Annotated in this window: 27 protein-coding genes, 1 tRNA gene and 1 pseudogene; 15 read left to right on the top strand and 14 right to left on the bottom strand. The window is 72.1% G+C overall.

Annotated elements, in window-relative coordinates; all coding sequences use genetic code 11:
- Positions 1 to 38: 38 nt before the first annotated feature.
- The 7 genes from clpS (at position 39) to OHB09_RS12020 (ending at position 4960) form a co-directional block, all read left to right on the top strand.
- Entirely contained in the window at positions 39 to 356 is a 318-nt protein-coding gene (gene clpS, locus OHB09_RS12050; RefSeq protein ID WP_006139419.1) for an ATP-dependent Clp protease adapter ClpS, read from the top strand.
- 85 nt (positions 357 to 441) lie between these two features.
- Positions 442 to 1044 (top strand): DUF2017 domain-containing protein, encoded by a 603-nt coding sequence (locus OHB09_RS12045; RefSeq protein WP_006139420.1) that lies wholly within the window; start codon positions 442 to 444, stop codon positions 1042 to 1044.
- A 319-nt stretch (positions 1045 to 1363) separates the two neighbouring features.
- Positions 1364 to 2842 (top strand): amino acid permease, encoded by a 1479-nt coding sequence (locus OHB09_RS12040; RefSeq protein WP_006139421.1) that lies wholly within the window; start codon positions 1364 to 1366, stop codon positions 2840 to 2842.
- A 101-nt stretch (positions 2843 to 2943) separates the two neighbouring features.
- The gene (locus OHB09_RS12035; RefSeq protein WP_191853187.1) at positions 2944 to 3366 is read left to right on the top strand and encodes a Mov34/MPN/PAD-1 family protein; all 423 of its coding nucleotides are present in this window, start codon (positions 2944 to 2946) and stop codon (positions 3364 to 3366) included.
- Positions 3367 to 3533: 167 nt separating this feature from the next.
- Positions 3534 to 3629: a putative leader peptide gene (locus OHB09_RS12030; protein ID WP_309486395.1), complete on the top strand. Its 96-nt coding sequence runs from the start codon at positions 3534 to 3536 to the stop codon at positions 3627 to 3629.
- 85 nt (positions 3630 to 3714) lie between these two features.
- A complete protein-coding gene (locus OHB09_RS12025; RefSeq protein ID WP_006139424.1) occupies positions 3715 to 3993 on the top strand; it encodes a MoaD/ThiS family protein in 279 nt (92 codons plus the stop codon).
- A gap of 16 nt (positions 3994 to 4009) precedes the next feature.
- Positions 4010 to 4960 (top strand): PLP-dependent cysteine synthase family protein, encoded by a 951-nt coding sequence (locus OHB09_RS12020; RefSeq protein WP_006139425.1) that lies wholly within the window; start codon positions 4010 to 4012, stop codon positions 4958 to 4960.
- Positions 4961 to 5047: 87 nt separating this feature from the next.
- Here OHB09_RS12020 and OHB09_RS12015 read toward each other — a convergent pair whose 3' ends face one another.
- The 3 genes from OHB09_RS12015 to OHB09_RS12005 form a co-directional block, all read right to left on the bottom strand.
- The gene (locus tag OHB09_RS12015; RefSeq protein WP_006139426.1) at positions 5048 to 5440 is read right to left on the bottom strand and encodes a hypothetical protein; all 393 of its coding nucleotides are present in this window, start codon (positions 5438 to 5440) and stop codon (positions 5048 to 5050) included.
- 101 nt (positions 5441 to 5541) lie between these two features.
- Positions 5542 to 6276 carry a ribonuclease PH gene (rph, locus tag OHB09_RS12010; protein ID WP_006139427.1) on the bottom strand — a complete coding sequence of 245 codons (735 nt, stop codon included), beginning with the start codon at positions 6274 to 6276 and terminating at the stop codon, positions 5542 to 5544.
- Between the two features lie 53 nt (positions 6277 to 6329).
- On the bottom strand, positions 6330 to 6584 hold the full coding sequence (locus OHB09_RS12005; protein WP_328921955.1) for a PTS glucose/sucrose transporter subunit IIB: 255 nt from the start codon (positions 6582 to 6584) through the stop codon (positions 6330 to 6332).
- Positions 6585 to 6823: 239 nt separating this feature from the next.
- Between OHB09_RS12005 and OHB09_RS12000 the strand changes: the two genes are divergently transcribed.
- Positions 6824 to 8074, top strand: coding sequence for a PTS transporter subunit EIIC (locus OHB09_RS12000; RefSeq protein ID WP_328921954.1), 1251 nt, complete (start codon positions 6824 to 6826; stop codon positions 8072 to 8074).
- Positions 8075 to 8155: 81 nt separating this feature from the next.
- On the opposite strand, the gene OHB09_RS11995 is transcribed toward OHB09_RS12000, so the two are convergent.
- Entirely contained in the window at positions 8156 to 8908 is a 753-nt protein-coding gene (locus tag OHB09_RS11995) for an MBL fold metallo-hydrolase (protein ID WP_328921953.1), read from the bottom strand.
- Between the two features lie 213 nt (positions 8909 to 9121).
- On the opposite strand from OHB09_RS11995, the gene OHB09_RS11990 reads away from it, so the two are divergent.
- Both OHB09_RS11990 and rdgB read left to right on the top strand, forming a co-directional pair.
- The gene (locus OHB09_RS11990; protein ID WP_191891434.1) at positions 9122 to 9589 is read left to right on the top strand and encodes a type II toxin-antitoxin system PemK/MazF family toxin; all 468 of its coding nucleotides are present in this window, start codon (positions 9122 to 9124) and stop codon (positions 9587 to 9589) included.
- 34 nt (positions 9590 to 9623) lie between these two features.
- The gene (gene rdgB / locus OHB09_RS11985) at positions 9624 to 10226 is read left to right on the top strand and encodes an RdgB/HAM1 family non-canonical purine NTP pyrophosphatase (protein WP_328921952.1); all 603 of its coding nucleotides are present in this window, start codon (positions 9624 to 9626) and stop codon (positions 10224 to 10226) included.
- A gap of 52 nt (positions 10227 to 10278) precedes the next feature.
- On the opposite strand, the gene OHB09_RS11980 is transcribed toward rdgB, so the two are convergent.
- The 5 genes from OHB09_RS11980 to OHB09_RS11960 all read right to left on the bottom strand — a co-directional run bounded on the left by OHB09_RS11980 (position 10279) and on the right by OHB09_RS11960 (position 12480).
- Positions 10279 to 10353 (bottom strand) — tRNA-Leu (locus OHB09_RS11980).
- Between the two features lie 53 nt (positions 10354 to 10406).
- Positions 10407 to 10901, bottom strand: a complete 495-nt coding sequence (locus tag OHB09_RS11975) for an HNH endonuclease signature motif containing protein (protein ID WP_328921951.1) — start codon at positions 10899 to 10901, stop codon at positions 10407 to 10409.
- Positions 10898 to 11542: an HNH endonuclease signature motif containing protein gene (locus tag OHB09_RS11970; protein WP_328921950.1), complete on the bottom strand. Its 645-nt coding sequence runs from the start codon at positions 11540 to 11542 to the stop codon at positions 10898 to 10900. Before OHB09_RS11970 ends, OHB09_RS11975 begins: the two co-directional genes overlap by 4 nt.
- Positions 11543 to 11732: 190 nt before the next feature.
- Positions 11733 to 12080 (bottom strand): GroES family chaperonin, encoded by a 348-nt coding sequence (locus OHB09_RS11965; RefSeq protein WP_167793590.1) that lies wholly within the window; start codon positions 12078 to 12080, stop codon positions 11733 to 11735.
- 43 nt (positions 12081 to 12123) lie between these two features.
- Positions 12124 to 12480: a DUF3618 domain-containing protein gene (locus tag OHB09_RS11960; protein ID WP_093596579.1), complete on the bottom strand. Its 357-nt coding sequence runs from the start codon at positions 12478 to 12480 to the stop codon at positions 12124 to 12126.
- A gap of 196 nt (positions 12481 to 12676) precedes the next feature.
- On the opposite strand from OHB09_RS11960, the gene bcp reads away from it, so the two are divergent.
- A complete protein-coding gene (gene bcp, locus OHB09_RS11955; protein WP_006139439.1) occupies positions 12677 to 13144 on the top strand; it encodes a thioredoxin-dependent thiol peroxidase in 468 nt (155 codons plus the stop codon).
- Positions 13145 to 13245: 101 nt separating this feature from the next.
- Here bcp and OHB09_RS11950 read toward each other — a convergent pair whose 3' ends face one another.
- The 3 genes and pseudogenes from OHB09_RS11950 to OHB09_RS33295 all read right to left on the bottom strand — a co-directional run.
- Positions 13246 to 16899: a transglycosylase domain-containing protein gene (locus tag OHB09_RS11950; RefSeq protein ID WP_328921949.1), complete on the bottom strand. Its 3654-nt coding sequence runs from the start codon at positions 16897 to 16899 to the stop codon at positions 13246 to 13248.
- Positions 16900 to 17258: 359 nt separating this feature from the next.
- Positions 17259 to 17516 carry a DUF5701 family protein gene (locus OHB09_RS33300; RefSeq protein ID WP_407077322.1) on the bottom strand — a complete coding sequence of 86 codons (258 nt, stop codon included), beginning with the start codon at positions 17514 to 17516 and terminating at the stop codon, positions 17259 to 17261.
- Positions 17517 to 17634: 118 nt separating this feature from the next.
- A pseudogene (locus OHB09_RS33295) lies at positions 17635 to 18231 on the bottom strand (hypothetical protein); the annotation flags it as partial.
- Here OHB09_RS33295 and OHB09_RS11940 point away from each other — a divergent pair.
- A complete protein-coding gene (locus OHB09_RS11940; RefSeq protein WP_319117257.1) occupies positions 18230 to 18931 on the top strand; it encodes a DUF1707 SHOCT-like domain-containing protein in 702 nt (233 codons plus the stop codon). The pseudogene OHB09_RS33295 and the gene OHB09_RS11940 overlap by 2 nt on opposite strands.
- A gap of 99 nt (positions 18932 to 19030) precedes the next feature.
- On the opposite strand, the gene OHB09_RS11935 is transcribed toward OHB09_RS11940, so the two are convergent.
- On the bottom strand, positions 19031 to 20371 hold the full coding sequence (locus OHB09_RS11935) for an SGNH/GDSL hydrolase family protein (protein WP_328918901.1): 1341 nt from the start codon (positions 20369 to 20371) through the stop codon (positions 19031 to 19033).
- A 425-nt stretch (positions 20372 to 20796) separates the two neighbouring features.
- On the opposite strand from OHB09_RS11935, the gene OHB09_RS11930 reads away from it, so the two are divergent.
- From OHB09_RS11930 to OHB09_RS11920, 3 genes are all read left to right on the top strand, one after another.
- Complete coding sequence (locus OHB09_RS11930; protein ID WP_371788550.1) at positions 20797 to 22059, top strand: DUF445 domain-containing protein; 1263 nt, start codon at positions 20797 to 20799, stop codon at positions 22057 to 22059.
- A gap of 949 nt (positions 22060 to 23008) precedes the next feature.
- Entirely contained in the window at positions 23009 to 24505 is a 1497-nt protein-coding gene (locus OHB09_RS11925; protein WP_006140731.1) for an MFS transporter, read from the top strand.
- A 79-nt stretch (positions 24506 to 24584) separates the two neighbouring features.
- The gene (locus OHB09_RS11920; protein WP_328921948.1) at positions 24585 to 25034 is read left to right on the top strand and encodes a hypothetical protein; all 450 of its coding nucleotides are present in this window, start codon (positions 24585 to 24587) and stop codon (positions 25032 to 25034) included.
- Positions 25035 to 25051: 17 nt separating this feature from the next.
- Here OHB09_RS11920 and OHB09_RS11915 read toward each other — a convergent pair whose 3' ends face one another.
- Positions 25052 to 25708, bottom strand: a complete 657-nt coding sequence (locus tag OHB09_RS11915) for a protease (protein WP_328921947.1) — start codon at positions 25706 to 25708, stop codon at positions 25052 to 25054.
- Positions 25709 to 25832 lie beyond the last annotated feature (124 nt).

Below are 25832 nucleotides of genomic sequence, written 5' to 3'. Positions count from 1 at the left end.
CGGGCCCGTTTGTGCGAGTGCCCCCCTGTGGTGGCAGCATGGGGCGTGTGACGGCTGCCGCACCCCTAGAGATCGAAAAGACCGAGTCGGCGGAGGAGACGTTCGCCGTACCCGAGCCCGACCTGCCCTGGGTGACGATCGTCCACAACGACCCGGTCAACCTCATGAGCTACGTGACGTACGTCTTCCAGTCGTACTTCGGTTACTCCAAGGACAAGGCCACCAAACTCATGCTCGACGTCCACCACAAGGGCCGGGCGGTGGTCTCCAGCGGGTCCCGCGAGGAGATGGAGCGCGACGTGCAGGCCATGCACGGCTACGGTCTGTGGGCCACGCTGCAACAGGACCGCAAATAACCGCGCGTCCCGCTCGGCCCACCGGCCCCTCCCGCACCCCTCGCCCCCGACGACACGCTCCAGTGAACGGACCCTGACGGACTTCATGCCCGGACACTTCCAACCGCTTCCCGGCGGCGGCGCGACCGTCGCGCTCGACGAGGTCGAGATCTCCATCATCCGGTCGCTGGCCGTCCAGCTCCTGGAACTGATCGGGCCCGGTCCGGCCGAGGACGAGGCGGCGGACCCGCTGGCCGAGCTCTTCGCCGAGGGGCCGAGCGAGCCCCCGTCCGACCCCGTGCTCAAGCGGCTCTTCCCGGACGCCTACTCCGACCCCGAGGGCGAGCCCTCCTCCGCCGCCGAGGCCGAAGAGCGACGGGCGTACTCCTCGGAGTTCCGCCGGTTCACCGAGAACGACCTGCGCGCGGGCAAGCGGGACAACGCCCTGGCCGTCGTGCGCACCCTCGACCGGCTGAAGGCGGTACGGGGCAGCGCGGTGCTGGAGCTCACGCCGGAGGAGTCGCGGCAGTGGCTCACCGCGCTGAACGACCTCCGGCTGGCCATCGGCGCCCGCCTGGAGATCGCCGACGAGGAGGACGCGGACCTCCTCTACCACCTCTCCGACGAGGACCCCCGCAAGCCGATGGTCATGGCCTACCTGTGGCTCGGCGGCCTCCAGGAGACCCTGGTCAACACGCTGCTCCCGTAAGGGCCTGCGAGGCTCTTCCGTTCGCTCAGCGGTGCCTCAAATCCGGATAACGATCACGTCAACGCGGTCGCCCGTTTCGCCCGCCCCACTCCTCTTACGCCCGTTCTCCCTGTGTGCCGCGCCACATCCGGCCGTCTCGATCACAATCGCAACCGTGATAGATCTTCACGACCGCCCGGCGGGCACACCCACGCCCGCCGGGGCGCAGCCGCCCGGCCGACCGCCGCAGCGGCACCGCTCCATCGCATCCGGGGGGATCGAAATCCGATCCACGGCCGACGCCAGGCCGTGATCGACATGGAGAAAGGGCGCACCACGCATGACCTCTGCGCAGGTCGACAAGAGCCACGGCGGAAGTGATCGCGGCAGCGACGCGACAGCGAACGGGACGGCGCCCGACGGCGCCCCCGAGGAGGGCTACGAGCGCGGGCTCGGCAGCCGCCAGGTCCAGATGATCGCCATCGGCGGAGCGATCGGCGTCGGTCTCTTCCTCAAGGCCGGGGCCAACATCGAGAAGGCCGGCCCCAGCCTCATCCTGATGTACGCCCTCGCGGGCACGGTCATCTTCTTCATCATGCGGGCCCTGGGCGAGCTGCTCCTCTACCGCCCCGTCTCCGGCTCCTTCGCCGATTACGCCCGCGAATTCCTCGGCCCCTTCTTCGGCTACTTCACCGGCTGGACCTACTGGCTGATGTGGGTGGTCACCGGCATGGCCGAACTGACCGCCGCCGCCATCTACGTCAACTACTGGTGGCCCCAGATCCCCCAGTGGGTGACGGCCCTGGTCTTCCTCGTCGTCCTGTTCGTGGCCAACCTGATCTCGGTCAAACTGTTCGGCGAGATCGAGTTCTGGTTCTCGATGGTGAAGGTCACCGCGCTCATCGGCATGATCGTCATCGGTGTGGGCGTGCTCACCTTCGGCTTCAGCTCCGCGGGCGACACCGCCGCCGTCTCCAACCTCTGGGAGTTCGACGGCTTCTTCCCCAAGGGCATCGGCTCCTCCCTGATGACCCTCCAGGGCGTGATGTTCGCCTACCTCGCCGTCGAGCTGGTCGGCGTCACCGCGGGCGAGTCGGAGAACCCGGAGAAGACGCTCCCCAAGGCGATCAACACCCTGCCCTGGCGCATCGCCCTGTTCTACGTCGGCGCCCTCGCGGTGATCCTCTCCGTGGTGAAGTGGACCGAGTTCGGGGCCGACGTCAGCCCCTTCGTGAAGGCCTTCGCGGTCATCGGCATCCCGGCGGGCGCGGGCATCGTCAACTTCGTCGTCCTCACCGCCGCGCTGTCCTCCTGCAATTCCGGCATGTACTCCACCGGCCGGATGCTGCGCACCCTCGCGGACAACGGGGAGGCCCCCGGCTTCTTCACGAAGCTGTCCGCCACCCGCACCCCCGCCCTCGGCATCACCGTCTCCACCGCCTTCATGGCCATCGGCGTGGTCCTCAACTACGTCGTCCCGGAGAAGGCCTTCGGCTACGTGACCTCCGTCGCCACCGCCGCCGGCATCTGGACCTGGCTGATGATCCTCGTCAGCCACGTCCGCTACCGCCGGGCCGTGGACGCCGGGCGGCTGCCCGCCTCCTCCTTCCCGGCACCGGGCGGCGCGGTCTTCTCCTACGTCGCCATCGTGTTCCTGCTCTTCGTCACCGGTCTGATCGCCTACGACAAGGACGCCAGGATCTGTCTGTATGTGATGGCCGTCTGGGCCGTCGCCCTCGGCATCGGCTGGGCCGTGCTCAAGGCCCGCCGCCCCGAGGTCACCGCCCGCCGCGAACCGGCTCTGGACGAGATCGGCTGAGCCGGGATCCCCCCGCCGGGTCCGGACCCCGATCCGTCCGGCATGTGGGCCGCCGCGTACCACCCCTCGGTACGCGGCGGCCCCTTGCTTATGCTGGCCGCATGCTGACCCTCACCCAGGAGCTCTACGACCGGATCGTGGCCCACGCCCGCCAGGACCACCCCGACGAGGCGTGCGGCGTGGTCGCGGGACCCGCCGGTTCCGGCCGCCCCGAGCGGTTCGTCCCCATGCTGAACGCGGCCCGCTCGCCCACCTTCTACGAGTTCGACTCCGGCGACCTGCTGGGGCTCTACCGCGAGATGGACGACCGCGACGAGGAGCCGGTGATCGTCTACCACTCGCACACCGCCACCGAGGCCTACCCCTCGCGCACCGACATCTCCTACGCCAACGAGCCGCACGCGCACTACGTGCTGGTCTCCACCGCGGACACCGACGACGCCGGCGAGTTCCAGTTCCGCTCCTTCCGCATCGTGGAGGGCGAGGTCACCGAGGAGGAGGTCCAGGTCGTCGAGGCGTACTGAGACCGAGCGCCGACCGCCGCGGCCGGGGCCCGCACCCTCGGATCCCGCCCCGCAACCGGCCTCGGATCCGTGCCGGTTCCGTCCCGGATCTCATGCCTCGGTCGCATATCGTCCGCATGCCGGGATCACACTCCGGGCACCTGGGCGGGAATCGATACGATGACCGCATGGTTCTGAACGACGTGTGCGACAAGACGCCGAGCGTGCTGCTCGTGGCGCGGCTGCACGTCGACCTGTGCAGGCTGAACAGCGCCATCTGTTGACGTTCCCTGCCGCCGTACGGCCGTGAGCCGCGGCGCGGCACCGCCGCGCGCCCACCGACCCCACTCATCCGACAGGAGCCGCATCATGGCCATCGAGGTCCGCATCCCGACCATCCTCCGCACGTACACCGACGGCCAGAAGGCCGTGGAGGCCACCGGGGACACCCTCGCCGCACTCTTCGCCGACCTCGACGCCCGCCACCCCGGCATCCAGGCCCGCATCGTGGACGGCGAGCAGCTCCGCCGCTTCGTCAACGTCTACCTCAACGACGAGGACGTCCGCTTCCTCGACGGCATCAACACCAAGGTCACCGACGGCGACAACGTGACGATCCTGCCGGCCGTGGCCGGCGGCATGCGCTGATCGGCCGCCGATCCCCATGCGCTACGACTCCCCGCTGGCCGCGGTCGGCAACACCCCCCTGGTGCGCCTGCCGCGGCTCTCGCCGTCCGCCGAGGTCCGCGTCTGGGCCAAGCTCGAGGACCGCAACCCGACCGGCTCGGTCAAGGACCGCCCCGCCCTGCACATGATCGAGCAGGCCGAGAAGGACGGCCGGCTCACCCCCGGCTGCACCATCCTGGAGCCGACCTCCGGCAACACCGGCATCTCGCTCGCCATGGCGGCCAAGCTCAAGGGCTACCGCATGGTGTGCGTGATGCCGGAGAACACCTCCCAGGAACGCCGGGACCTGCTCGGCATGTGGGGCGCGGAGATCATCCCCTCCCCGGCGGCCGGCGGCTCCAACACGGCGGTCCGCGTCGCCAAGGAACTCTCCGCCGAGCACCCCGACTGGGTCATGCTCTACCAGTACGGCAACCCCGACAACGCGGGCGCCCACTACGCCACCACCGGCCCCGAGATCCTGGCGGACCTGCCCTCCGTCACGCACTTCGTCGCCGGGCTCGGCACCACCGGCACCCTCATGGGCGTCGGCCGCTACCTGCGCGAGCACAAGCCGGACGTGCGGATCGTCGCCGCCGAACCGCGCTACGACGACCTCGTCTACGGCCTGCGCAACCTCGACGAGGGCTTCGTCCCCGAGCTGTACGACGCCTCGGTGCTCACCACCCGCTACTCGGTCGGCTCCGCCGACGCGGTGACCCGCACCCGGGAGCTGCTCCAGCAGGAGGGCATCTTCGCCGGCGTCTCCACCGGGGCGGCCCTGCACGCCGCGATCGGCGTCGGCCGCAAGGCGGTCGCCGCGGGCGAGTCCGCCGACATCGTCTTCGTCGTCGCCGACGGCGGCTGGAAGTACCTGTCCACGGGCGTCTACACGGCCGAGACGACGGAAGCCGCCATCGAGACGCTGCACGGGCAGCTCTGGGCATAGCCCCGTCTCCACCCTCACACCGCGCGGTTCTCGTGCGCCCCCCGGGGCGCGGGGGACCGCGCGGTGTGTCTCAGGCGTAGGACCGTTTCAGGGCGTGCACACCTTCGTCAGCTCGCCCGCCGCGTCCGTCACCGGGCTGACATCGGGCGTGCTGTCGCCGTCCCGGACGGCCTCGCGCACGTTCGACACCGCGTCCCGCAGATCGTCGACCGCCTTGTTGACGTCGGCGTCGTCCGTCTTGTCGCCGATCTTGTCCAGGTTCTTCTCTATCGCGTCGAGCGAGTCGTCGGTCTGCCCCGGGTCGTTCGCGGCGTTCTCCACGGCCTGCTGGAGGTCGGTGACACTGTCGGCGATGGCGTCCGCGGTCTGGACGCAGTCCAGTGCCTTGTTCACCGCGTCGCAGCCGACCACCGCCGGAACGGCGACGAGTACGGCGGCAACGGCGAACGCTGCGGTACGACGGCGGTGGCGCGCGGCCATGGAAGGTCCTCCCCGTGAACGTGGATACGCACATGCCCGCACATGTGCGGACGGGCGCACGGCCGGTGACCGTACGCCCGTACCGTTAAGAACGCAGCCGGTCAGTCGGCGGTTGCCTCCAGGGCGGCGCGCTGCGCGGCGGCGAGGTCCCCGCACCCCGCGACCGCGAGGTCGAGCAGCGCGTTGAGCTCCTTGCGGTCGAAGGGCTCGGCCTCCGCCGTGCCCTGCACCTCGACGAAGCGGCCGTCACCCGTGCACACCACGTTCATGTCGGTGTCGGCGCGGACGTCCTCCTCGTAGCAGAGGTCCAGGAGCGGAGCGCCGCCCACGATGCCGACCGAGACGGCGGACACGGTGTCCGTCAGGGGCCGGCGGCCGGCCTTGATCAGCTTCCTGCCCTGGGCCCAGGACACCGCGTCGGCCAGCGCCACGTACGCGCCGGTGATCGCGGCGGTGCGGGTGCCGCCGTCGGCCTGCAGGACGTCACAGTCCAGGACGATCGTGTTCTCGCCCAGCGCCTTGTAGTCGATGACCGCGCGCAGGGAACGGCCGATGAGCCGGGAGATCTCGTGCGTCCGGCCGCCGATCCGGCCGCGGACCGACTCGCGGTCGCCGCGGGTGTTCGTCGCGCGCGGGAGCATCGAGTACTCGGCGGTCACCCAGCCCTCGCCACTGCCCTTGCGCCAGCGCGGCACGCCCTCCGTGAAGGAAGCGGTGCACAGCACTCTGGTGTCGCCGAAGGCGACGAGTACGGACCCCTCGGCGTGCTTGCTCCAGCCGCGCGCGAGGGAGACGGGACGAAGCTGCTCGGGCGCACGGCCGTCGATACGAGACATGGGAGGAGCCTAGCGGCAGCGGCGGGGGAGGCCCCCGCCCGTCCCGCCCCCGCTCACATGAGGTCTTCGATCTCCGCCGCGATCGGGTCCGCGTCCGTGCCGATGACGACCTGGATCGCCGTCCCCATCTTCACGACCCCGTGCGCCCCGGCCGCCTTCAGCGCCGCCTCGTTCACCAGCGAGGGGTCGACCACCTCGGTCCGCAGCCGCGTGATGCAGCCCTCGATCTCCTCGATGTTCTCGATCCCGCCGAGCCCGGCGACGATCTTCTCAGCCTTGCTGGCCATGTCCACTCCCTGCGCTGGCACCGATGTGGCGTACTGGTCTACACCACGTCGAACACCGTAGCCGACCCCGGGCGCCCCGCACGGCCACGGACGCGCACCCTGCGGCGCTCGCGCGCCCCGCCCCCCCCCCGCGCGCCCCCGCGGACCGTGCGGAGCGTCACGTTCCGCCGGTGGAAATCGCGGGTTCCGTCCTCCGCGCGCATCTGCTACAACAGGTCTACACCACTCAGTGGTGTAGACCACCACCGATGGAGGAACGTATGACCACCGCCACCGCAACGGCGGCCCCCGCGAAGAAGCGGGGATCGGGCCTGTTCCAAGGCTTGCAGAAGGTCGGCCGAAGCCTACAGCTGCCCATCGCCGTACTGCCCGCGGCGGGCATCATGGTCCGGCTGGGCCAGGACGACATCTTCGGCAAGGACGGCCTCGGCTGGGACAAGGTGGCCGCCGTCTTCAACAACGCCGGCAGCGCCCTCACCGGAGCCCTGCCGCTGCTGTTCTGCGTGGGTGTCGCCATCGGCTTCGCCAAGAAGTCCGACGGGTCCACCGCCCTCGCCGCCGTGGTCGGCTTCCTCGTCTACAGCAAGGTACTCCAGGCCTTCCCGGTCACCGAAGCGGTGGTGCAGAAGGGCGCGGACATCCCCGCGTCCTACAACGACCCCGGAGTCCTCGGCGGCATCATCATGGGCCTGCTGTCGGCCGTGCTCTGGCAGCGCTTCCACCGCACGAAGCTGGTGGACTGGCTCGGCTTCTTCAACGGCCGCCGCCTGGTGCCGATCATCATGGCCTTCGTCGGCCTCGTCATGGGCGTCTTCTTCGGACTCATCTGGGAGCCCATCGGCGACGGCATCTCGAACTTCGGCGAGTGGATGACCGGCCTCGGCTCCGGCGGAGCGGCCCTCTTCGGCGCGGTCAACCGAGGACTGATCCCGATCGGCATGCACCAGTTCGTCAACACGGTGGCGTGGTTCCAGCTCGGCGACTTCACGGACTCCGCCGGCGAGGTCTTCAACGGCGACTACAACCGGTTCCTCCACGGCGACCCCACCGCCGGGATGTTCATGTCCGGCTTCTTCCCGATCATGATGTTCGGCCTGCCGGCCGCCGCGCTCGCCATGGCGCACGCCGCCCGACCCGAGCGCCGCAAGGCCGTCCTCGGCATGATGGTCTCGCTCGCCCTGACCTCGTTCGTCACCGGCGTCACGGAACCCATCGAGTTCTCGTTCATGTTCATCGCGCCGCTCCTGTACGTGCTGCACGCGCTGCTGACCGCCGTCTCGATGGCGGTCACATGGGGCCTGGGTGTGCACGCCGGGTTCAACTTCTCGGCCGGAGCCATCGACTACGTACTCAACTGGCACCTGGCGACCAAGCCATGGCTGATCATCCCCATCGGCCTGGTCTTCGCGGCGATCTACTACGTCACCTTCCGCTGGGCCATCATCAGGTTCGACCTCAAGACCCCGGGCCGCGAACCCGAGGAGGAGGTCGAGGACCTCACCAAGGCGTGAGCCCCGGCCGAACACCATGACGCGGGCCCCGGAACCCTTCGAGGGATCCGGGGCCCGCGCGCGTGGGCGGCTTCCCACCCGTCAGATCTCGTACGTCGCCCCCGCCGCCGCCAGGTCCGTCGGGCCGGAGTAGGCCTCGCGGGCGTCGGCGAGGTTGACGCGGGGGTCGGTCCACGGGGGGATGTGGGTGAGGACCAGGCGGCGGGCGCCCGCCCGGGCCGCGCTCTCGCCGGCCTCGCGGCCGTTGAGGTGCAGGTCCGGGATGTTCTCCTTGCCGTGGGTGAACGCGGCCTCGCACAGGAACAGGTCCGTGTCGCGGGCGAGTTCGTCCAGCGCCTCACTGACCCCGGTGTCCCCGGAGTACGTCAGCGAACGCCCCCCGTGCTCGACCCGGATCCCGTACGCCTCCACGGGATGCCGCACCCGCTCCGTGTGCACGGTGAAGGGGCCCACCTCGAACGTGCCCGGCTTGACCGTGTGGAAGTCGAACACCTCGCTCATCGAGGAGGCGGACGGGGTGTCCGCGTAGGCCGTGGTCAGCCGCTGCTCGGTGCCCTCGGGGCCGTACACCGGCAGCGGGGCGCAGCGGCCACCGTCGTGCCGGTAGTAGCGCGCGACGAAGTACGCGCACATGTCGATGCAGTGGTCGGCGTGCAGATGACTGAGGAAGATCGCGTCGAGGTCGTAGAGACCGCAGTGGCGCTGCAGCTCGCCCAGGGCGCCGTTGCCCATGTCGAGGAGCAGCCGGAAGCCGTCGGCCTCTACGAGGTAGCTCGAGCAGGCCGATTCCGCGGAAGGGAACGACCCCGAGCAGCCGACGACGGTGAGCTTCATGGAGCTGGAACCTCCGCGCTGGCGTGGCGTGCGGGCAGGGGGACGGTACGGGGGTCGTGCGGTCCGTCGAGCGTAAGGCGCGAAAGGGCGGGTCGCTCCTCCGCCAGGGGCCGTTGTGGGCGAACTCACCTGTGGTGTCACGCGTTCGGCTGGAACCGCGGCGCGGGGCTGACGTCCGGGCGGGGGCGGCCCCGACGCCGTACCGTCGGACCCATGGACACGTCCTGGTGGCTGGCACTCGTCGCGGTGGTGCTGCTGGCCTTCGTCGCGGCACTGGTGGACGGGTGGGGGCGCCGGGGCCGGCGCCGCCCCCCGAGGAGCGCGCGGCCCGGCAGCCGCGGGGCGGGCGGGGAACGACCGCGCCCGGCCGAGATCTGGTGGACCGACATGCCCCGCGACGAGGACGGCGACGGCCGGGGCGGAGGCGACCGGCCCTGCCTGGTGCTGGCGGTACGCGGGGACCGGGCGGTCGTGGCCCGGATCACGAGCCGCTACCAGGAGGAACGCACCGGGCTCATCCCGCTGCCGCCGGGCACGGTGGGCGACGCCCGCGACGCCCACGAGCCCCCGCGCTTCCTGGACACCGACGAACTGCGGGACGTACCGCTGTGGGACTTCCGGCGCCGCGTCGGAGTCGCCGACCCCGCCCTGTGGGACCAGGTCCGCTACCTGGCCGGCTGAGCCCGCCGCACCGCCCGCCGGAGATACTGGGCCCATGACCCGCCTGATCCTCGCCACCCGCAACACCGGGAAGATCACCGAACTGCGCGCGATCCTCGCGGAGGCCGGACTGCCGCACGAACTGGTCGGCGCCGACGACTTCCCCGAGATTCCCGACGTCAAGGAGACCGGCGTCACCTTCGCCGAGAACGCGCTGCTCAAGGCGCACGCCCTGGCCCGCGCCACCGGGCTCCCCGCGGTCGCCGACGACTCCGGCCTGTGCGTGGACGTCCTCGGCGGCGCCCCCGGCATCTTCTCCGCCCGCTGGGCCGGCCGGCACGGCGACGACAAGGCCAACCTCGACCTGCTCCTCGCGCAGCTCGGCGACATCGACGCCCCCCACCGCGGCGCCCACTTCGCCTGCGCCGCGGCCCTCGCGCTCCCCGACGGCACCGAACGCGTGGTCGAGGGCCGGCTCCCCGGCACCCTCCGCCACACCCCCGCCGGCACGAACGGCTTCGGCTACGACCCGATCCTCCAGCCCGAGGGCGACACCCGCACCTGCGCCGAACTGACCCCGGCAGAGAAGAACACCATCAGCCACCGCGGCCAGGCCTTCCGCGCCCTGGTACCGGTGGTGCGGGAACTGCTGGGCTGAGGCCCTCGCAGGAGGGGACGGACATCACGGGTGATGTCCGTCCCCTCCTCGGTGCGCCCGGTCGGATTCGAACCGACAACATCTGGTGTCTAAGACCAGCCTCTCTTGCCCATTGGAGTACGGGCGCCCGTACCGTGCACACTTTACTGGCTGGGTCCACCGAGGTCGGGCGAAGGGCTGCTACTCACCGCTGCGGCCGCGACCCCGACACCATGTCCGCGTGATCGCATGGCAGTTGGGACACAGCAGGCGCAGGTTCGCACGCCGGTTGTCGCTCCAGTCCCCGTTGACGTGGTCGATCTCCAGCGTCATCGGCCGTCCGTGCCACTCGGGCGGTGTTCCGCACTCCTCGCACCGCTCGGGCACTCCCGCCTCGAGGAGGGCCCGGCGCAGCAGGACGGTTCTGGTCCGCCCCCGGCCGTCGCCCCGCACGAGCACGTCGACCGCTTTCCTGCGGGGATTCGGTCCGGGCTTTCCGCGCTGGTGGGCCTGTCCCAGGAAGTGCGAGGTGTCGATGTCGAACTCCACGATCCACGCGCGGTAGTGCCTGCGCACCGTGGAGGTGTCGGGCAGCCCGAGCTTCCGCAGCGTGCCCGCGATCGACGAGGAGCCCGTCACGGCCGTGACGAGTTCACCGCGCGACGGCTTCGAGAACGCGCCTGCCACCCTGTTCATGCCGCAGACCTCCTGTTCCTGCCCCGGTACGTGTCCGTGGCCGCATGACAGTTGGGGCAGAGCAGACGCAGATTCTCCGGACGGTTGTTGCGCCAGTTGCCGTCCATGTGATCCACCTCCAGCGGCAGCGGGCGACCGCGCCACACCGGCTCCGTACCGCACGAGGCGCAGCGTTCGACCGTGCCGAGCGCGAGCAGGGCCCGCTTGAGCCGTTGACCGGGCACGCGGCGGGCGTGGGGGGAGGTCTGCTCGACCAGAAGCCGGTCGGGGGTCCGGCGCTGCTCCGGAATACCGGCCGGGGCTTCCGCACGGAAATGCGAGGTGTCGATTCCGAGGGCCCGGATGCGGCGGCTGATGTGCGTGTGATGACCGCCCACCACGTCGATGCCCAGGTGCCGCAGCACACCGTTGACACTCGTGGACGCCGCCACGGCGGCTTCGAGGATCTCCCTGGTCCACCGGGCTCCCGTCTCGGCCGCGAAATGGGAGGTGTCCACTCCGAGTGCGCGCATCCGATCGTGCAGATAGCGACGCGACCTGCCCCTGGGGTCGACTCCCAACGTCACCAGTGCCTCGGACAGCGTCCCGGAGGACGCCGCGGCGTCGGCCAGGACTTCCCGGGTGTATCGGGCGGCCGGCATCATGCTCCCCCGCTCTCGCCCGCTCGTGCGGCCCTCGCACGGAATGGCGACTCGTACGGAGTAACGATCCGCGCGTCGGGTGGTTACGCGGAGCGGGCGCGGCGACGGCGGTCGGCCAACCCGCGAGACAAGGCGGGCGACACGACGAAGGGGCCGGTGACAGGTGTCGCCGGCCCCTTGTGCTGGGGGGTCAGAGGTAGAGGCCCGTGGAGTCCTCCGAGCCCTCGAAGCGGTCGGCGGCGACCGCGTGGAGGTCGCGTTCGCGCATGAGGACGTAGGCGGTGCCGCGGACCTCGACCTCGGCGCGGTCCTCGGGGTCGTAGAGGACGCGGTCGCCCGGTTCGACGGTGCGTACGTTCTGGCCGACCGCGACGACCTCGGCCCAGGCGAGGCGCCGGCCGACGGCCGCCGTCGCGGGGATCAGGATGCCGCCGCCCGAGCGGCGCTCGCCCTCGGCGGTGTCCTGCCGTACCAGCACCCGGTCGTGCAGCATCCGGATGGGCAGCTTGTCGTCGTTGTCGTGGGTCTTCTCGCTCACGCCCCGAACCTACCCGTCCCGCGCGCCGGCGTCCGCAGCCGGGTCAGCGCTTGCGTCGCCGGGGCGCCGGGTCGCGGCGCAGCCCGAGCGTGACGAGGCCGGCGACGCCCACGACCACCAGCGCGGCCGGCACGATGCGCTCCAGGCGCGGGGAGCCGTCCTCGCCGACGAACTGGGCCTTGACGCCCTCGACGGCCCGGTTCACGCCGACGTAGGCGCGGCCGAGGGTGTGGTCGACCTGCGCGGCGACCTTCGCCTTCGCGTCGCCGACGAGCGTCTTGGGGTGGACCCGGACGCCGATCTCGTCGAGCGTCTCGGCCAGGGTTTCGCGGCGGCGCCTGATGTCCGCCTCGATCTGTGCCGGAGTCCTGGTGTCCGGCGTGCTCGGCGTGTCCGCCACCGCGCTTCCTCCGTGGTCCTCGCGGCGCCCGCCGGCTCCGCTGGGTCTGATGGGCCTGATGTGTGCTGATCGACAGTCTGTCAGCTTCCGGGCGTACGCACCCCACGGCACCCCCGGTAAGCGGGCCGCCGGGAGGATTAGGCTCGGAGCCGCACCATCCGTCACCCCATCTGCCCCGCCCTCCGTGAGGTACCCCATGAGCGAGCGACTCCAGCCCGGCGACACCGCCCCCGCCTTCACCCTGCCGGACGCCGACGGCAAGGAGGTGTCCCTCGCCGACCACAAGGGGCGCAAGGTCATCGTGTACTTCTACCCGGCCGCGCTGACCCCCGGCTGCACCAAGCAGGCCTGCGACTTCACGGACAACCTGGAGCTCCTCGCGGGCGCCGGCTACGACGTGATCGGCATCTCGCCGGACAAGCCGGAGAAGCTCGCGAAGTTCCGCGAGAAGGAGTCCCTGAAGGTGACCCTGCTGGCCGACACGGACAAGCGGGTCCTGGAGGCGTACGGGGCCTTCGGCGAGAAGAAGCTGTACGGCAAGACGGTGGTCGGCGTCATCCGCTCCACGGTCGTCGTGGACGAGGAGGGCAAGGTCGAGCGCGCCCTGTACAACGTCAAGGCGACGGGTCACGTGGCGAAGATCATCAAGGATCTCGGGGTGTGAGACCTGCGGTGTGAGGCCCGGGGCGTGGCGCCCGGGGCGTGGAAAAGGGGCGGGCGGCCGGGAGGGTGTCCTCCCGGCCGCCCGCCCCGGACCGGCCGTTCCTACTCACGCCGACCGCTGCCGAGCTGCGGGATGAGTCCCCCGCCGCCCTGCCCCGCGTCGCCGCCGCCGGCCCCGCCGTCACCGCCCGCGCCACCGGCGCCTCCGGCACCCGCGTTCGCCCCGGTGCCGCCCGCGTCCGCGCCGCCGTTCCCGGCGTCGCCCCCGCCGACGCCGCCGTTCCCGGCACCCGCCGTCTGCGCGCCGTTGCCGCCGTTCGCCGCGTCGCCGCCGCCCGCGTCCGCGCCGCCGTTCCCGGCACCGCCGTCCGCCGGGGTGCCGCCCGCGTCGCCGCCCGGGCTCTCGTTCCCGCCCGTGCCGCCGTCGCCGCCCGTGCCTCCGGTCGTCTCCGGGCTGCTGGAGGACGAGGGGTCACCGCTCGTCTCCTCGTCCGGGTCGACGGTCCGCTCGGCCCCGCGCTGCAGCTTGAGGTCGAAGTCCTTGACGGGCTTGCCCTTCAGCGCCGCCTTGGTGAACTGCGCCCAGATCTGCGCGGGCGGGCCGCCGCCGTTGATGCGGGGCATGCCCATCGCGCCGTACAGCGACTTGTGCGCGCCGGTGTCCGGGTCCTGGCCCATCACCGCGACGACCGTGGCGAGGTCGGGGGTGTAGCCCGCGAACCAGGCGGCCTGGTCCTCCTCGGCCGTACCGGTCTTGCCCGCCGCGGGCCGGCCGGCCTGCTGCGCCGCGGTCGCCGTACCGGACTGGACGACGCTGCGCAGCACCTGCGTGGTGGTGTCGGCCGAGGTCCGGCCGACGGCCTGCTTGGGTGCCGTGTCCGGCAGCTTCACCTCCTCCGAGCCCTCCCTGGTGATCTTCTCGACGAGCGTGTACGTGCCGTGCTTGCCGTGGTTGGCGAGCGTGGCGTACGCCTCGGCCATGTCGAGGACGCTGGCGGTGGCGGTGCCGAGCGCGATCGAGGGGTAGGGCTGGAGGTCGGGCGTGTTCGCGGGCAGGCCGAGGGCGACCGCCGTCTTCTTCACGGCGGAGGGGCCGACGTCGACCGCCATCTGCGCGTACACCGAGTTCACCGACTTGTCGGTGGCCTGGCGCACGGAGATCTTGCCGTAGGAGACGTTGTCCTCGTTCTCCGGCGCGTACGCCCCGCCGCTCCAGCCCTGCACGGACCGCTTGTCCGTGCCGTCGTACACGGTGTTCGGGGTGATCGTGGCGCCGCCCTGGGTGCGGGCGCCGTTCTCCACGGCCGAGGTGAACACGAAGGGCTTGAAGGTGGAGCCGACCTGGTAGTCCCGGCGGGTGGCGTTGTTGTAGTACTGCTTCGTGTAGTCGATGCCGCCGTACATCGCGAGCACCTTGCCGGTGGCGGGGTCGATGGAGACGCCGCCGGCCCGCACGTACCTGTCGACCTTGCGGTTCTTCTTGTCCAGCTTGTCGGTCACCTGGTCGTCGACGGCCTTGACGAACGCGTCCTGCTTGGGCTTCTGCAGGGTGGTGGTGATGCGGTAGCCGCCGGCGGCGAGGTCGTCCTCGTCGAGGATGTGGTGCCCGACCAGGTAGTCGTTGACGGCCTTGACGAGGTAGCCGCGCTGCCCTGACATGCCGGCGGCGATCACGGTCTGCTTCGGCTGGGGGAACTTCGCCCCGGCACGCTCGGACTTGCTCAGCCAGCCCTTGTCGACCATGCCGTCCAGGACGTAGTTCCAGCGGGCCTTCGCGGCCGCCTTGTTCTCCGGGTGCGCGACGACGTCGTACTCGCTGGGCGCGTTGAGGAGGGCGGCCAGGTAGGCGCCCTGCTCGGCGGTCAGGTCCTTGGCGTCGACGCCGTAGTAGGCCTGCGCGGCGGCCTGGATGCCGTAGGAGTTGCGGCCGAAGAAGCTGGTGTTGAGGTAGCCCTCGAGGATCTCCTGCTTGCTCTTCTCCCGGTCCAGCTTGATCGAGATGAAGAACTCCTTGGCCTTGCGGGTGACCGTCTGCTCCTGCGCCAGGTAGTAGTTCTTCACGTACTGCTGGGTGATCGTGGAGCCGGACTGCTTGCCCTTGCCGGTCGCGGTGTTCCAGGCGGCGCGGACGGTCGCCTTGGGGTCGATCGCGGCCTCGGTGTAGAAGTCGCGGTCCTCGGCGGCGAGGGCGGCGTGCTGGGCCTCCTCGGAGATCTGGGAGAGCTTGACGTTCTCCCGGTTCACCTTGCCGTCGCGGGCGAGCCGGCTGCCGTCGGCGTAGAGGTAGACGTTGCTCTGCTTGACGGCGGCGGTGTTCGCCGCCGGGATCTGGACGACGTGGTAGCCGTAGAAGAAGGCGCCGATCACGGCGGCGCAGACGAAGAGGAACCCGCCGAGCACCATGCGCCAGGTGGGCAGCAGCCGCCGCCATCCGGTGCGCTTGGCCTTGCGCGCGGCCTTCTTGGCGGCGCGGCGCTCCTTGCGGTTCGCGGGCGGGGCGGCGTCCTCGGCGCTGCCGGCGGTGCCCTCGGGGAAGGCGGTGGTGAGCTCGCCGTCGCTCTGGGTGCCGGTTCCGCGCCCGGGGCGGGGTCCGGTGCCCGCGACGGTGCGGAGCTGCATGGTCTCCCCGGCGGGCGCGGGGGTGCCGGGCGCACCGGCGGCGGCTGTCGCGCCCATGGCCGCCGCGGAGGCCTTGAGGGTCGGGGCACCGGGACGACGGCGCCGGGGGGTGCGGCCGGGGGCCGGTGCGCCGGGTCCGCCGGAGGCGTCAGGGGTGCCGGGGGCGCCGGGGGGTGCGGGACGGTCGTCGGGGGCGGGTCCGTCGGTGGCGCCGGGCGTTCCGGCCGCCGCTGCGGCGGTGCCCGCGCCGGGTGCGGCGGGACGCGGCGGCTTGCCGCCGGTGCCGCGCGGGGGGCGGGACGGGGAGGTGTCGTCCGCCTTGCCCGCGGCGTCGACCGCGCGGAGCTGCATGGTCTCGCCGGGGGCTCCGGGGCCTCCGGGGCCTCCGGCCTGACCGGTGGCGCCAGTGCCGGTGGTGCCGGCGGGCTTGCCGGGACCGGTGGGCTTGCCAGGACCTGCGGTGCCGGTGGGTGCGGCGCCGGAGCGGGGAGCGGCGCTCGCGCCCCGGCCGGGCCTGGCGCCCGCGCCGGGGGCGGAGGCCGAGGGGGCCGCCTTCGCGGCGCTGCTCTCGGGCTCGGCGCCCTTGGCCTCCGGCGCCTTGCCGCCGGTTCCCTCGCCGGCGGTGGGGGCAGCCGGGCTGCCGCCGGTGGGACCGCCACCGGCGGGTCCGGGCTTCTTCCCGCCTGTCGGAGCCGTCGAGGCCGACGGGCCCGTCGGGCCCGTTTTTCGGCTGGAAATCGCTTCCCGGGAGGCCTGCTCGCGCGGTCCGGCGGCGGGCGCACCCGTCCCGCCGGGCGCGCCGGAACCCCGGCCGCCCTTCGCCCCGGGGCCGGAACCCTCACCGGAGGCCCTGCCCCGGCCCGTGGGCTTCGGCGTGCCGGTCGCCGGGCGGGCACCCGGGGCCTTCGTGCGGTCGGCTCCCGCGGCGGAGCCGGAGGCCGGGGCCTCGCCGGCGCCGGGGGCGGCCTCGCCGGAGCCCGTGCCCGCGCCCGCGGGCTTCCCGGCGGCCTTCGGCCGGTCCGCCGACGGGGCTGCGCCCCGGTCGGGCCGCTGTGAAGCGGGGCCCGGAGCAGGCGGCTCCGGCTTCCCGGGCGGTCCGCCCTGGGCGCTCTGCTGCCGCTGCGACTCGTCGCTCATCTGTGTGCCGGACTCCTGTTTCGCGTCGTACGTTGCCGTACGCCCTCTATCGCCCACTAACGCCTTCTGCGCCCCCACCCGGTGAAGACTCTCGTACCGGGTGTTCCGTTCCCGTCTCCGGGAGTGCGTTCCCTCACGGGGGAGGCGGGGCGCCGCGCGTCACCGGACCGGGCTGCCGCCTTCGGTCAGGTGTGCGTCGCCCGAGGGAGTATCTCCGAGTTTCTCGAGTGTCCCGTGTCCGTGACGGGTGTGGTCACCGACACGGTCGCCGCATTGATCTTGGCACAGACCGGCGGGGCCCCGCGGTCCGAGCACCGGCATCCGGGTGGCCGGGAAACGGCGCTCGGCCGTGAGGCCGCTCAGGCGTGGCGCGCGCCGGCCGAGGCCATGCCGAGCCAGGTGTGCGGGTTGCCCTCCCAGCACCAGCCCAGCTTCGGTGCCCGCTTGCTGATCCAGAGTGCCGGGACCCGGCGGTCCCCGCACCGGGAGCCGCCCAGCGAGAAGCACTTGTTCTTGACGAGGATCTCCGGGAAGAGGGTCAGCAGCGCGATGCCCTCCTCGAGGGTCAGGGGCGTGCGCCCGCGCTCGGCGACGGTGGCCATCGCGTCCCCGGGCACGACGCCGCAGAACTCCTCCCCGCGCTCGACCTCGCACAGCAGGTGGACGCCGTCCCGCCCCGGGCGGTCGGGCCTCCTCGGTGGCGAGGAACCGTTCGAGGGAGCCCGGCTCGAAGCTGCGGTCGACGAACCCGGGCAGCCGGCCGCCGTGGAGCGTGGTGAGCGGCATGGTTCGCTCGACGGGGGCGAGCGCGCGGCCGACGACCAGGACGAAGGGCACCCGACCGGTCACGGTGGGCGCGGTTTCCGGGCCTGCCGGTCCTGCCGGGTACGCCGCGGAGCCGGCGCGGGCCACGGCCTCGGCGCGCAGCGGCGCCACGAGCGCGGCGAACTGCTCGGGGGAGCGGCCGGACAGTGCCGGATAGCCGAGCGCGAGGAGGGTCCGGACCTGCCGGTCGAATTCGGCGGCGGCGGCGTCGGGCGTGACTTCGAGCGCGGTGTCGGTGTCGGTCGTGGTGCCGGGACCGTGGGAGAGCGAGGAGTCGGTCAAGCGAATGCTTCCTTCCGTGAGTCCGTGAGTCCGTGAAGAGTGAGTCCGTGAGTCCGTAGCTCCGTGAACTGGTGCGTGCCTTCGTGCGTTCGTGCCGGCCTGCCGCGTGCGTCGGGGGTCGGAGGGTACCGGCCGGAGCGCTCGCGCGCAGGCCGATAGGGGCGGGGCCAGGTCCGCCGGTGCGGCCCTCGCGGAGTTCCCGCGGCGTGCGTAGGCTGCTCGCATGACCGAGGAACTCCCGGAACTGCGCGCCTCCGACGCCGATCGAGAGCAGGTCGCCGAGCGCCTGCGGGACGCCGTCGCCGAGGGCCGGCTCGACATGGCCGAGTTCGAGGAGCGGCTGGACGCCGCCTACCGGGCGCGTACGTACGGGGAGTTGACGCCGCTCACCGTCGACCTGCCCGCGCCGGGCGGTCCGGCCGCCACCGTCGACATGGCCAAGCGTCCGCGAAGGGACGGCAGTTGGGACGAGCGGATCGTCGGCGGCGCGGAGGGCACCTCGCAGTGGGGCGTCGCCGTCCTGTCCGGGTTCCAGCGCAAGGGGCGCTGGACCGTACCCCGGCGGTTCCACTCCTTCGCCTTCTGGGGCGGCGGGGAGATCGACCTGCGCGAGGCCTATTTCGCCGACCGCGAGGTCGTCATCAACTGCGTGGCGATCATGGGCGGCGTCAACGTCGTCGTACCGCCCGGCATCGAGGTCGTCGTGCGCGGCATCGGGATCATGGGCGGCTTCGACCACCGCGAGGAGGGCACCCCGGCGCAGCCCGGTGCCCCCCGCGTGGTCGTGACGGGCTTCGCGTTCTGGGGCGGGGTCGGGGTGGAGCGCAAGCTGACCAAGGCGGAGCGTCAGCGGGTGCGGGAGGAGCGGCGCAGGGAACGTCTGGAGCGCCGGGAGAACCGTAAGGAGCTGCGGCGGGGGGAGTAGCCCCCGGGCGCCCTCCGTCGGCCCCCGAGCGGGCCTCTCGGGTGCCGCCCGCTGCCGCGGCGCCCGTGCCGCCCCCTGCCCCGGCGCCGTGCCGGCCCCCTACAGCGAGGCTCGTGCCGCGCCCTTCAGCAGGGTGAGGTCGAAGGCCTCGGCCATCCGGCGGTAGCCCGCGTCGCTGGGGTGCAGGTGGTCGCCCGAGTCGTAGGCGGGCCGCAGCCGGCGCGGGGCGTAGGGGTCGCGCAGCGCGGCGTCGAAGTCGGCGTAGGCGTCGTACACCCGTCCGGCCCGGATCTGCGCGTTGACCGACTGCCGGATCGCCTCCCGGGCCGGCGAGTCCCCGTAGTGGCCGCCGAACGGCATCAGCGTCGCCCCGACCACCCTCAGCCCGCGTGCGTGCGCCTGCGCGACGAGCCTGCGCAGGCCCGCGACGATCTGCGGGGCGGTCGTGGGTTCCGGGGCGTGCAGGATGTCGTTGACGCCGAGGTCGATCACGACGGCCTTCACGTCCGTGCGGTTCAGCACGTCCCGCCCGAACCGGTTCAGGGCGCTGGGGTTCTCGGCGGGCCGCCCCCGTCCGTCGGTGAGGACCCGGTTGCCGCTGATGCCCTCGTTGACGACGCTGTAGCGCGGCACGTCCCGTCCGGCCGCGACCGCCGTGCGCAGCCGCTCGGCGAGCACGTCGGTCCAGCGCCGGTCGGCGCCGACGGTGGAGGTCAGCCCGTCGGTGAGCGAGTCCCCGAACGCGACGACGGTGCCGTCGGACTCGTTGCTCATCACGTCCAGCGCGGTGACGTAGCGCCAGTACGGCGTCCGCTCGGTGTACGCGCTCGCTGTCGGGTCCTCCGCGCGGTCGCCCCGGGCCGCGTAGGAGATCTGCCGGGCCCTCGGGTGGTAGGTGACAGGACCGGAGGGGAGCGGGGAGTAGGTGGTGACGAGGAGGTCGGCGCCGCGCGGGACGGTGAGCCGTACGGCGTCGCTGACCGTCTGCCGGCCGGGCGGGACGACGACGGTGGGGGCGCCGTTGAAGGTGAGCCGGCGCATGGTGCCGGGCCGGGCGGCGGCGCTGTCGGGGGAGTCGGCGAGGGCGAGTGTGGCGTGGGTGAGGGTCAGCGCCTGCTGGCCGTAGAGGTTGGACAGGGTGATGCGGGCGCTGGTCCCCCCGACGGAGGTGTGGATGACGTTGCGCAGCGAGCGTCCGGCGAGCCCCGTGGCCTCGGTGCCGGGCTCGCCCCCGGCCGGGGCGGCGGTCCAGGCTCCTACCCAGATGCCGGCGGAGGCGGGGGCGGCGGAGTTGTGCGGGGCGGGGCCGTCGGCGACGGTGGCCCTGGGCCGGCCCTCGTCCGAGCCGGTGCCCGCGTATATGGCCGCCGACACGAGGACGACCACCGCGACGATCGCGGTGATCGCGGCGGGCAGGGCATAACCGTGACGCCTGGTCATGCGGTGCGGGTCTCCTCGGGCAGCGGGAGCCCGAGGCTCCGATGTGGTGACTCCATGATGCGTCATGGGGCGAGGGGCGTCCGGTGGCCCCTTCGCGCATCCGTCTCCCGGACAGACAGACGCCGGGAACCGCCGTTCCGTTCCCCGAGCCGGTCAGGAAGGGACAATTGTGTGAGGAATCACCGGAGGGTGGTGACCGGAGGGCCGCACTCTTGAGGGCAGAGAGCACCAGAGAGCACCAGAGAGCAGCAGACAGCGGCAGAGGGCGGCGGAGGACGAGGGCCACGGCCGGGAGACGGGTGGAAGTGGTGGAGCGGGTGGAACGGGTGGAGCGGGACGAGGGGAAGGCCGGGGAGAAGGCGAAAGGGGCGCGGTCGGCGGGCGCGCCGCCCGGTCGTACGACGGGCGCGTCCCCCGTCCGGTCCATGAACGTCTTCAGCGCCGCCGACGAGGAGAAGCGGCGCGGCGTGCGCCGGATGAAGGCCGGCGCGACCGCGCTGCTGCTGCTGGTCGCGGTGGTGTACGTCCTGACCACCTGGGCGGAGCACGCCGGCGCGGGCGCCTGGACGGGGTACGTGGCCGCCGCCGCCGAGGCCGGGATGGTCGGCGCGCTCGCCGACTGGTTCGCCGTCACCGCCCTCTTCCGCCATCCGCTCGGTCTGCCCATCCCGCACACGGCGATCATCCCCACCAAGAAGGACCAGCTCGGCGTCTCGCTGGGCGAGTTCGTGGGCGAGAACTTCCTCTCCGAGGACGTCGTACGGGGCCGGCTGCGGGCCGTCGGCATCGGCAGCCGGCTGGGCGCCTGGCTGGCCGTGCCCGAGCACGCCGACCGGGTCACCGCCGAGCTCGCCACGGCCCTGCGCGGGGCGCTGACCGTGCTGCGCGACTCCGATGTGCAGGCGGTGGTGGGGGAGGCGATCACCCGGCGGGCGAACGCGCAGGAGATCGCGCCGGGGATGGGGAAGATGCTGGAGCGGATCGTCGCCGACGGGGGGCACCGGCGCAGCGTCGACGTGATCGTCTCCCGCGCGCACGACTGGCTCGTGCTGCACGGCGACTCCGTGATGGACGCGGTGCAGGGCGGGGCGCCGGGGTGGACGCCGCGCTTCGTGGACCGCAAGGTCGGCGAGCGCGTCTACAAGGAGCTGCTGCGCTTCGTCACCGAGATGCGGGACATGCCGGCGCACCCGGCGCGCGGCGCCCTGGACCGGTTCCTCACCGACTTCGCCTCCGACCTGCAGTCGGACACCGAGACGCGGGCGCGGGTCGAGCGGCTGAAGGGCGAGGTGCTGGGCCGCGGGGAGGTGCAGGACCTGATCGCGTCCGCGTGGTCCGCGGTCCGCGCGATGATCGTCTCGGCGGCGGAGGACGAGCGCAGCGAGCTGCGGCTGCGGGTGCGGGCCTCGCTGCTGTCGCTGGGGGAGCGGATGGCGGGCGAGGCGAAGGTGCGGGAGAAGGTCGACGGGTGGGTCGAGGGCGCGGCGGTCTACGTCGTCACGACCTACCGTCGCGAGATCACCTCGCTGATCACGGACACCGTGGCCGGCTGGGACGCGGAGCACACGACGCGGAAGATCGAGGCCAACATCGGCCGCGACCTGCAGTTCATCCGGATCAACGGCACCGTGGTGGGCTCCCTGGCGGGGCTCCTCATCTACATGGTCTCCCGGGCGTTGGGGGCGTGACGCAGAACCGACGGCGTTGTGATTATTTCGTGCTGGCGCCGCTTGAACGCCGACGCGGTCAGTACCGTCCTGGTGATTGCACGTCTCCAAGATCAGGACGTGCTCACTCGCCAACAGAAAGTTGTTGCACACGTGAAACCGAATCGCAAGGCCCGGCGGGCCGGTGTGATTGCGGCGTTGATGCTGGCCACAGGGGTGTCCCTCGCGGCCTGCTCGAGCGACGGGGCTTCCTTCGGGGCCAACCTCTCGGCCGCGGAGACGCTGAGCGACGGGAGTGTGTTGTTTCCGCAGCTGAAGCTGCCGGAACTCCCCCTTCAGCAGCCCTGCCCGTCCCAGGATCCTTCGTACCCCACGGGGGAGGGGGGTTCCCAGCCGGTCCCGCAGCCTTCGGGCGCGTCCCAGGATCCTTCGTACCCCACGGGGGAGGGGGGTTCCCAGCCGGTCCCGCAGCCTTCGGGCGCGTCCCAGGATCCCTCGTACCCCACGGGGGAGGGGGGTTCCCAGCCGGTCCCGCAGCCTTCGGGCGCGTCCCAGGATCCCTCGTACCCCACGGGGGAGATGGCGGCCCAGCCTCTTTCGCAGCCTTCGGGCGCGTCCCAGGCGGAGCCTGCCTACCCCACCCAGGAAGAGTCCGGCGGGTCCCAGGCTCCCTGCACCGCTCGGAGGCCTGCCCAGCCTGAGCCGCAGCCCTCGAGCTCCAATGAGTCCGCGTACCCCTTCCCGCAGTTCTCGGGCGCGGCCCAGTAGTCCTCTTCCGAGTCCGCCCGGATTGGGATGACCGCGGGGTCCGGCCGCCATCTCGCGAGAGGTGGCGGCCGGACCCCGCGTCCCTGACGGTGCGCACCGTGACGTACCCGTGGCCCCCCACGTTGTCCTCCCCGGAGGGGCCACGCGTGGTGGCCCCCCTTCAGGGCACACGGGAAAGCGTCGCCCAGCAGAAGAGGGAGCCATGTCCGGAAGAGAAGAGCCGTCCGCGTCGTCGCCGTCCTCCGTGCCCGCCACCACCGGCACCCTCACCACGTCCGTGCCCTCCCGCCTGGACCGGCTCCCCTGGTCCCGCTGGCACTGGATGATCGTGATCGGCCTGGGCACCGTGTGGATCCTCGACGGCCTCGAGGTCACCATCGTCGGCAACATCGCGAGCCGCCTCTCCGAGGAGGGCAGCGGTCTCGACATCACCTCCGGCCAGATCACCGGCGTCGCGGCCGCGCTCTACGTGGCCGGCGCCTGCGTCGGCGCGCTCGTCTTCGGCTGGCTCACCGACCGCTACGGGCGCAAGAAGCTGTTCATGGTGACGCTGCTCGTCTACCTCGCCGCCACCGCCCTGACCGCGATCTCGTTCGACTCGTGGTGGTTCTTCACCTTCCGCTTCCTCACCGGCTTCGGCATCGGCGGCGAGTACGCGGCGATCAACAGCGCGATCGACGAGCTGATCCCGTCCAAGTACCGCGGGCGTGTGGACCTCATCATCAACGGCAGCTACTGGGTCGGCGCGATCGGCGGCGCCCTGCTGTCGATCGTCGCGCTGGACACGTCGATCTTCGCCAAGGACGTCGGCTGGCGGCTCACCTTCGCCCTCGGTGTCGTCCTCGGCCTGGTCATCCTGCTGGTGCGCCGGCACGTCCCGGAGAGCCCCCGGTGGCAGTTCATCCACGGCCGGGGCGAGGAGGCCGAGGAACTCGTCGGCGATGTCGAGCGCCAGGTGGAGGAGGAGAAGGGCGAGCAACTCCCGCCGCCCGGTTCCGAGATCACCATCCACCAGCGCAAGAGCATCGGCTTCGGCACCATCGCCAAGACCGTCTTCGGCCGCTACCCGCGCCGCGCGACCCTCGGGCTCTCCCTCTTCATCGGCCAGGCGTTCCTCTACAACGCCATCACCTTCGGCTTCGGCGCCATCCTCACCACCTTCTTCGACGTGCCCTCCGGCAGCACCGGCTACTACTTCGCCGTCATCGCGGCCGGCAACTTCCTCGGCCCGCTGCTGCTCGGCAAGCTGTTCGACACGGTCGGCCGGCGCATCATGATCTCCTCGACGTACATCCTCTCCGGCCTCCTGCTGTTCGGTACGGCCTGGCTGTTCGACAACGGCTCGCTCAGCGCGAAGACCCTGACGGCCTGCTGGTGCGTCGTGCTGTTCTTCGCCTCCGCGGGCGCGTCCAGCGCGTATCTGACGGTCTCGGAGATCTTCCCGATGGAGACCCGTGCGATGGCGATCGCCTTCTTCTACGCCGTCGGAACGGCCGCGGGCGGTATCACCGGACCGCTCGTCTTCGCCGACCTCACCGAGTCCGGCCACGTCGGCGACACGGTCCTCGCCTTCCAGATCGGCGCGGCCCTGATGTGCGCGGCGGGCCTGGTCGCGGCGTTCCTGGCGGTCAAGGCCGAGGGCCGCTCCCTGGAGGACATCGCCACCCCGCTGTCGGCGGTCACCCAGGACGCCGGCTGAGTACCCACGGGGGCGGGCCCGCGTACCTGAGTACCCGTACTCTGTCGGCTTCCGCGGGCCCCCGGCCATTCTCGTACGCATGACCGAGAAGCTGCTGTCCCCGCTACGGAACCGCCCCGTGCCCGAGCGCCTGCTGACCCGGCTGCTGGGAGCCGGCGTCGCCGCGGCGGCCTATCTGCTGTGCCTGCCCTGGGACCTGCGCAACCGCGCGCAGTCCCCGGACACGCTGTCGGAGACGACTCCGGTGACGGCCATCGGGGTCGTCTCCCTGATCCTCGTCCTGGCCGCGCTCGCCGCCTACTTCGGCCGCCGCGACGGCCTGGGCTGGATCGTGCCGGTGGTGGCGGCGCCGCCCGCCGTCCTGATGCTCCTGTCCTTCCGCTCCCACCCCGAGCCCGACGCGTCGGCCTGGCCGCTGGCCTGGGCGTTCTTCACGGTGGTCGGCGCGGTGGGCGTCCTCGTCGCGGGAGCGGTGGCGCGCAGCCTGCGCCCGGAGCAGCCGGAGGAGTGGCTGCTGACCGCCCGCTGAACCCGCGGGCCGCCTGCTCAGGCACCCGTGGTGGAACCGGGGCGCACGATCATCAGGACGGTCACGGTGGCCCACAGCAGGTTGAAGATCCCTGTGACCATCGCGAGCCGGACGGTGGCCCTTTCGGTGACGGTCACCCCGGTGACGGCGACCCCGGCCCCCGCGGCGGCCGTCGGGGCGGCGCCCGCCTCGGGGGAGTCGGCCTCGGTTGCGCCGGCCTCGATGGCGCCGGCCTCCTCGAACCCGGCGAGGAGTGCTTCCTGCCGGGGGAGCACGAGCGCGCCGAGGACGACCGCGGCGATGCCCGTGAGCACGATGGAGACGATCAGCCAGGTGTCCCCGAGCACCCCCATGTTGCCGGCCGTGGCGAAGCCGAAGACCGGGACGGCGGCGGCGACCACCGCGTAGATCCGGCAGATACGGTGCAGCAGCCGCAGGGTGTGCAGCCCGCCCCCGGACTCGGCGAGTTCGGGTCCGGCAGTCACGGATACGGGACCCCCGGACGCGGCGGTCCCGTATCCGTGACTGCCGGACCCGGTGCCTCCGGATTCGGTGCCTCCGGATTCGGCGAGCGCGCGGCGGGCGAAGGGCGGGAACATGCTCGCGGCGACGGTGACGGGCCCGATGGCCACGATCGCGGCGATGACGTGCACGGCGAGAAGGAACTTGGTCACCCGCCGACGCTAAGCCGCCCGTTCGATCATGCGACAGCGGCAGGACTGCCATACTCCAACGGGTTCTGGCCACGGGGGAGGGAGAGGGAGGGCAGAAAGGTGAACGCCCTGACCAGCGGCACCC

It is taken from the genome of Streptomyces griseoaurantiacus, assembly GCF_036189845.1.
GTDB classification, from domain to species: Bacteria; Actinomycetota; Actinomycetes; order Streptomycetales; family Streptomycetaceae; genus Streptomyces; species Streptomyces griseoaurantiacus.
The sequence above is the reverse complement of the archived record's forward strand: the minus strand, read 5'-3'. Positions and strand labels throughout refer to the sequence as shown.

Coding starts and splice junctions, on each gene's coding strand:
- clpS (WP_006139419.1), top strand. CDS start 39: ATGGGGCGTGTGACGGCTGCCGCACCCCTAGAGATCGAAAAGACCGAG.
- OHB09_RS12045 (WP_006139420.1), top strand. CDS start 442: ATGCCCGGACACTTCCAACCGCTTCCCGGCGGCGGCGCGACCGTCGCG.
- OHB09_RS12040 (WP_006139421.1), top strand. CDS start 1,364: ATGACCTCTGCGCAGGTCGACAAGAGCCACGGCGGAAGTGATCGCGGC.
- OHB09_RS12035 (WP_191853187.1), top strand. CDS start 2,944: ATGCTGACCCTCACCCAGGAGCTCTACGACCGGATCGTGGCCCACGCC.
- OHB09_RS12030 (WP_309486395.1), top strand. CDS start 3,534: ATGGTTCTGAACGACGTGTGCGACAAGACGCCGAGCGTGCTGCTCGTG.
- OHB09_RS12025 (WP_006139424.1), top strand. CDS start 3,715: ATGGCCATCGAGGTCCGCATCCCGACCATCCTCCGCACGTACACCGAC.
- OHB09_RS12020 (WP_006139425.1), top strand. CDS start 4,010: ATGCGCTACGACTCCCCGCTGGCCGCGGTCGGCAACACCCCCCTGGTG.
- OHB09_RS12015 (WP_006139426.1), bottom strand. CDS start 5,440: ATGGCCGCGCGCCACCGCCGTCGTACCGCAGCGTTCGCCGTTGCCGCC.
- rph (WP_006139427.1), bottom strand. CDS start 6,276: ATGTCTCGTATCGACGGCCGTGCGCCCGAGCAGCTTCGTCCCGTCTCC.
- OHB09_RS12000 (WP_328921954.1), top strand. CDS start 6,824: ATGACCACCGCCACCGCAACGGCGGCCCCCGCGAAGAAGCGGGGATCG.
- OHB09_RS11995 (WP_328921953.1), bottom strand. CDS start 8,908: ATGAAGCTCACCGTCGTCGGCTGCTCGGGGTCGTTCCCTTCCGCGGAA.
- OHB09_RS11990 (WP_191891434.1), top strand. CDS start 9,122: ATGGACACGTCCTGGTGGCTGGCACTCGTCGCGGTGGTGCTGCTGGCC.
- rdgB (WP_328921952.1), top strand. CDS start 9,624: ATGACCCGCCTGATCCTCGCCACCCGCAACACCGGGAAGATCACCGAA.
- OHB09_RS11975 (WP_328921951.1), bottom strand. CDS start 10,901: ATGAACAGGGTGGCAGGCGCGTTCTCGAAGCCGTCGCGCGGTGAACTC.
- OHB09_RS11970 (WP_328921950.1), bottom strand. CDS start 11,542: ATGCCGGCCGCCCGATACACCCGGGAAGTCCTGGCCGACGCCGCGGCG.
- bcp (WP_006139439.1), top strand. CDS start 12,677: ATGAGCGAGCGACTCCAGCCCGGCGACACCGCCCCCGCCTTCACCCTG.
- OHB09_RS11950 (WP_328921949.1), bottom strand. CDS start 16,899: ATGAGCGACGAGTCGCAGCGGCAGCAGAGCGCCCAGGGCGGACCGCCC.
- OHB09_RS11940 (WP_319117257.1), top strand. CDS start 18,230: ATGACCGAGGAACTCCCGGAACTGCGCGCCTCCGACGCCGATCGAGAG.
- OHB09_RS11935 (WP_328918901.1), bottom strand. CDS start 20,371: ATGACCAGGCGTCACGGTTATGCCCTGCCCGCCGCGATCACCGCGATC.
- OHB09_RS11930 (WP_371788550.1), top strand. CDS start 20,797: ATGAACGTCTTCAGCGCCGCCGACGAGGAGAAGCGGCGCGGCGTGCGC.
- OHB09_RS11925 (WP_006140731.1), top strand. CDS start 23,009: ATGTCCGGAAGAGAAGAGCCGTCCGCGTCGTCGCCGTCCTCCGTGCCC.
- OHB09_RS11920 (WP_328921948.1), top strand. CDS start 24,585: ATGACCGAGAAGCTGCTGTCCCCGCTACGGAACCGCCCCGTGCCCGAG.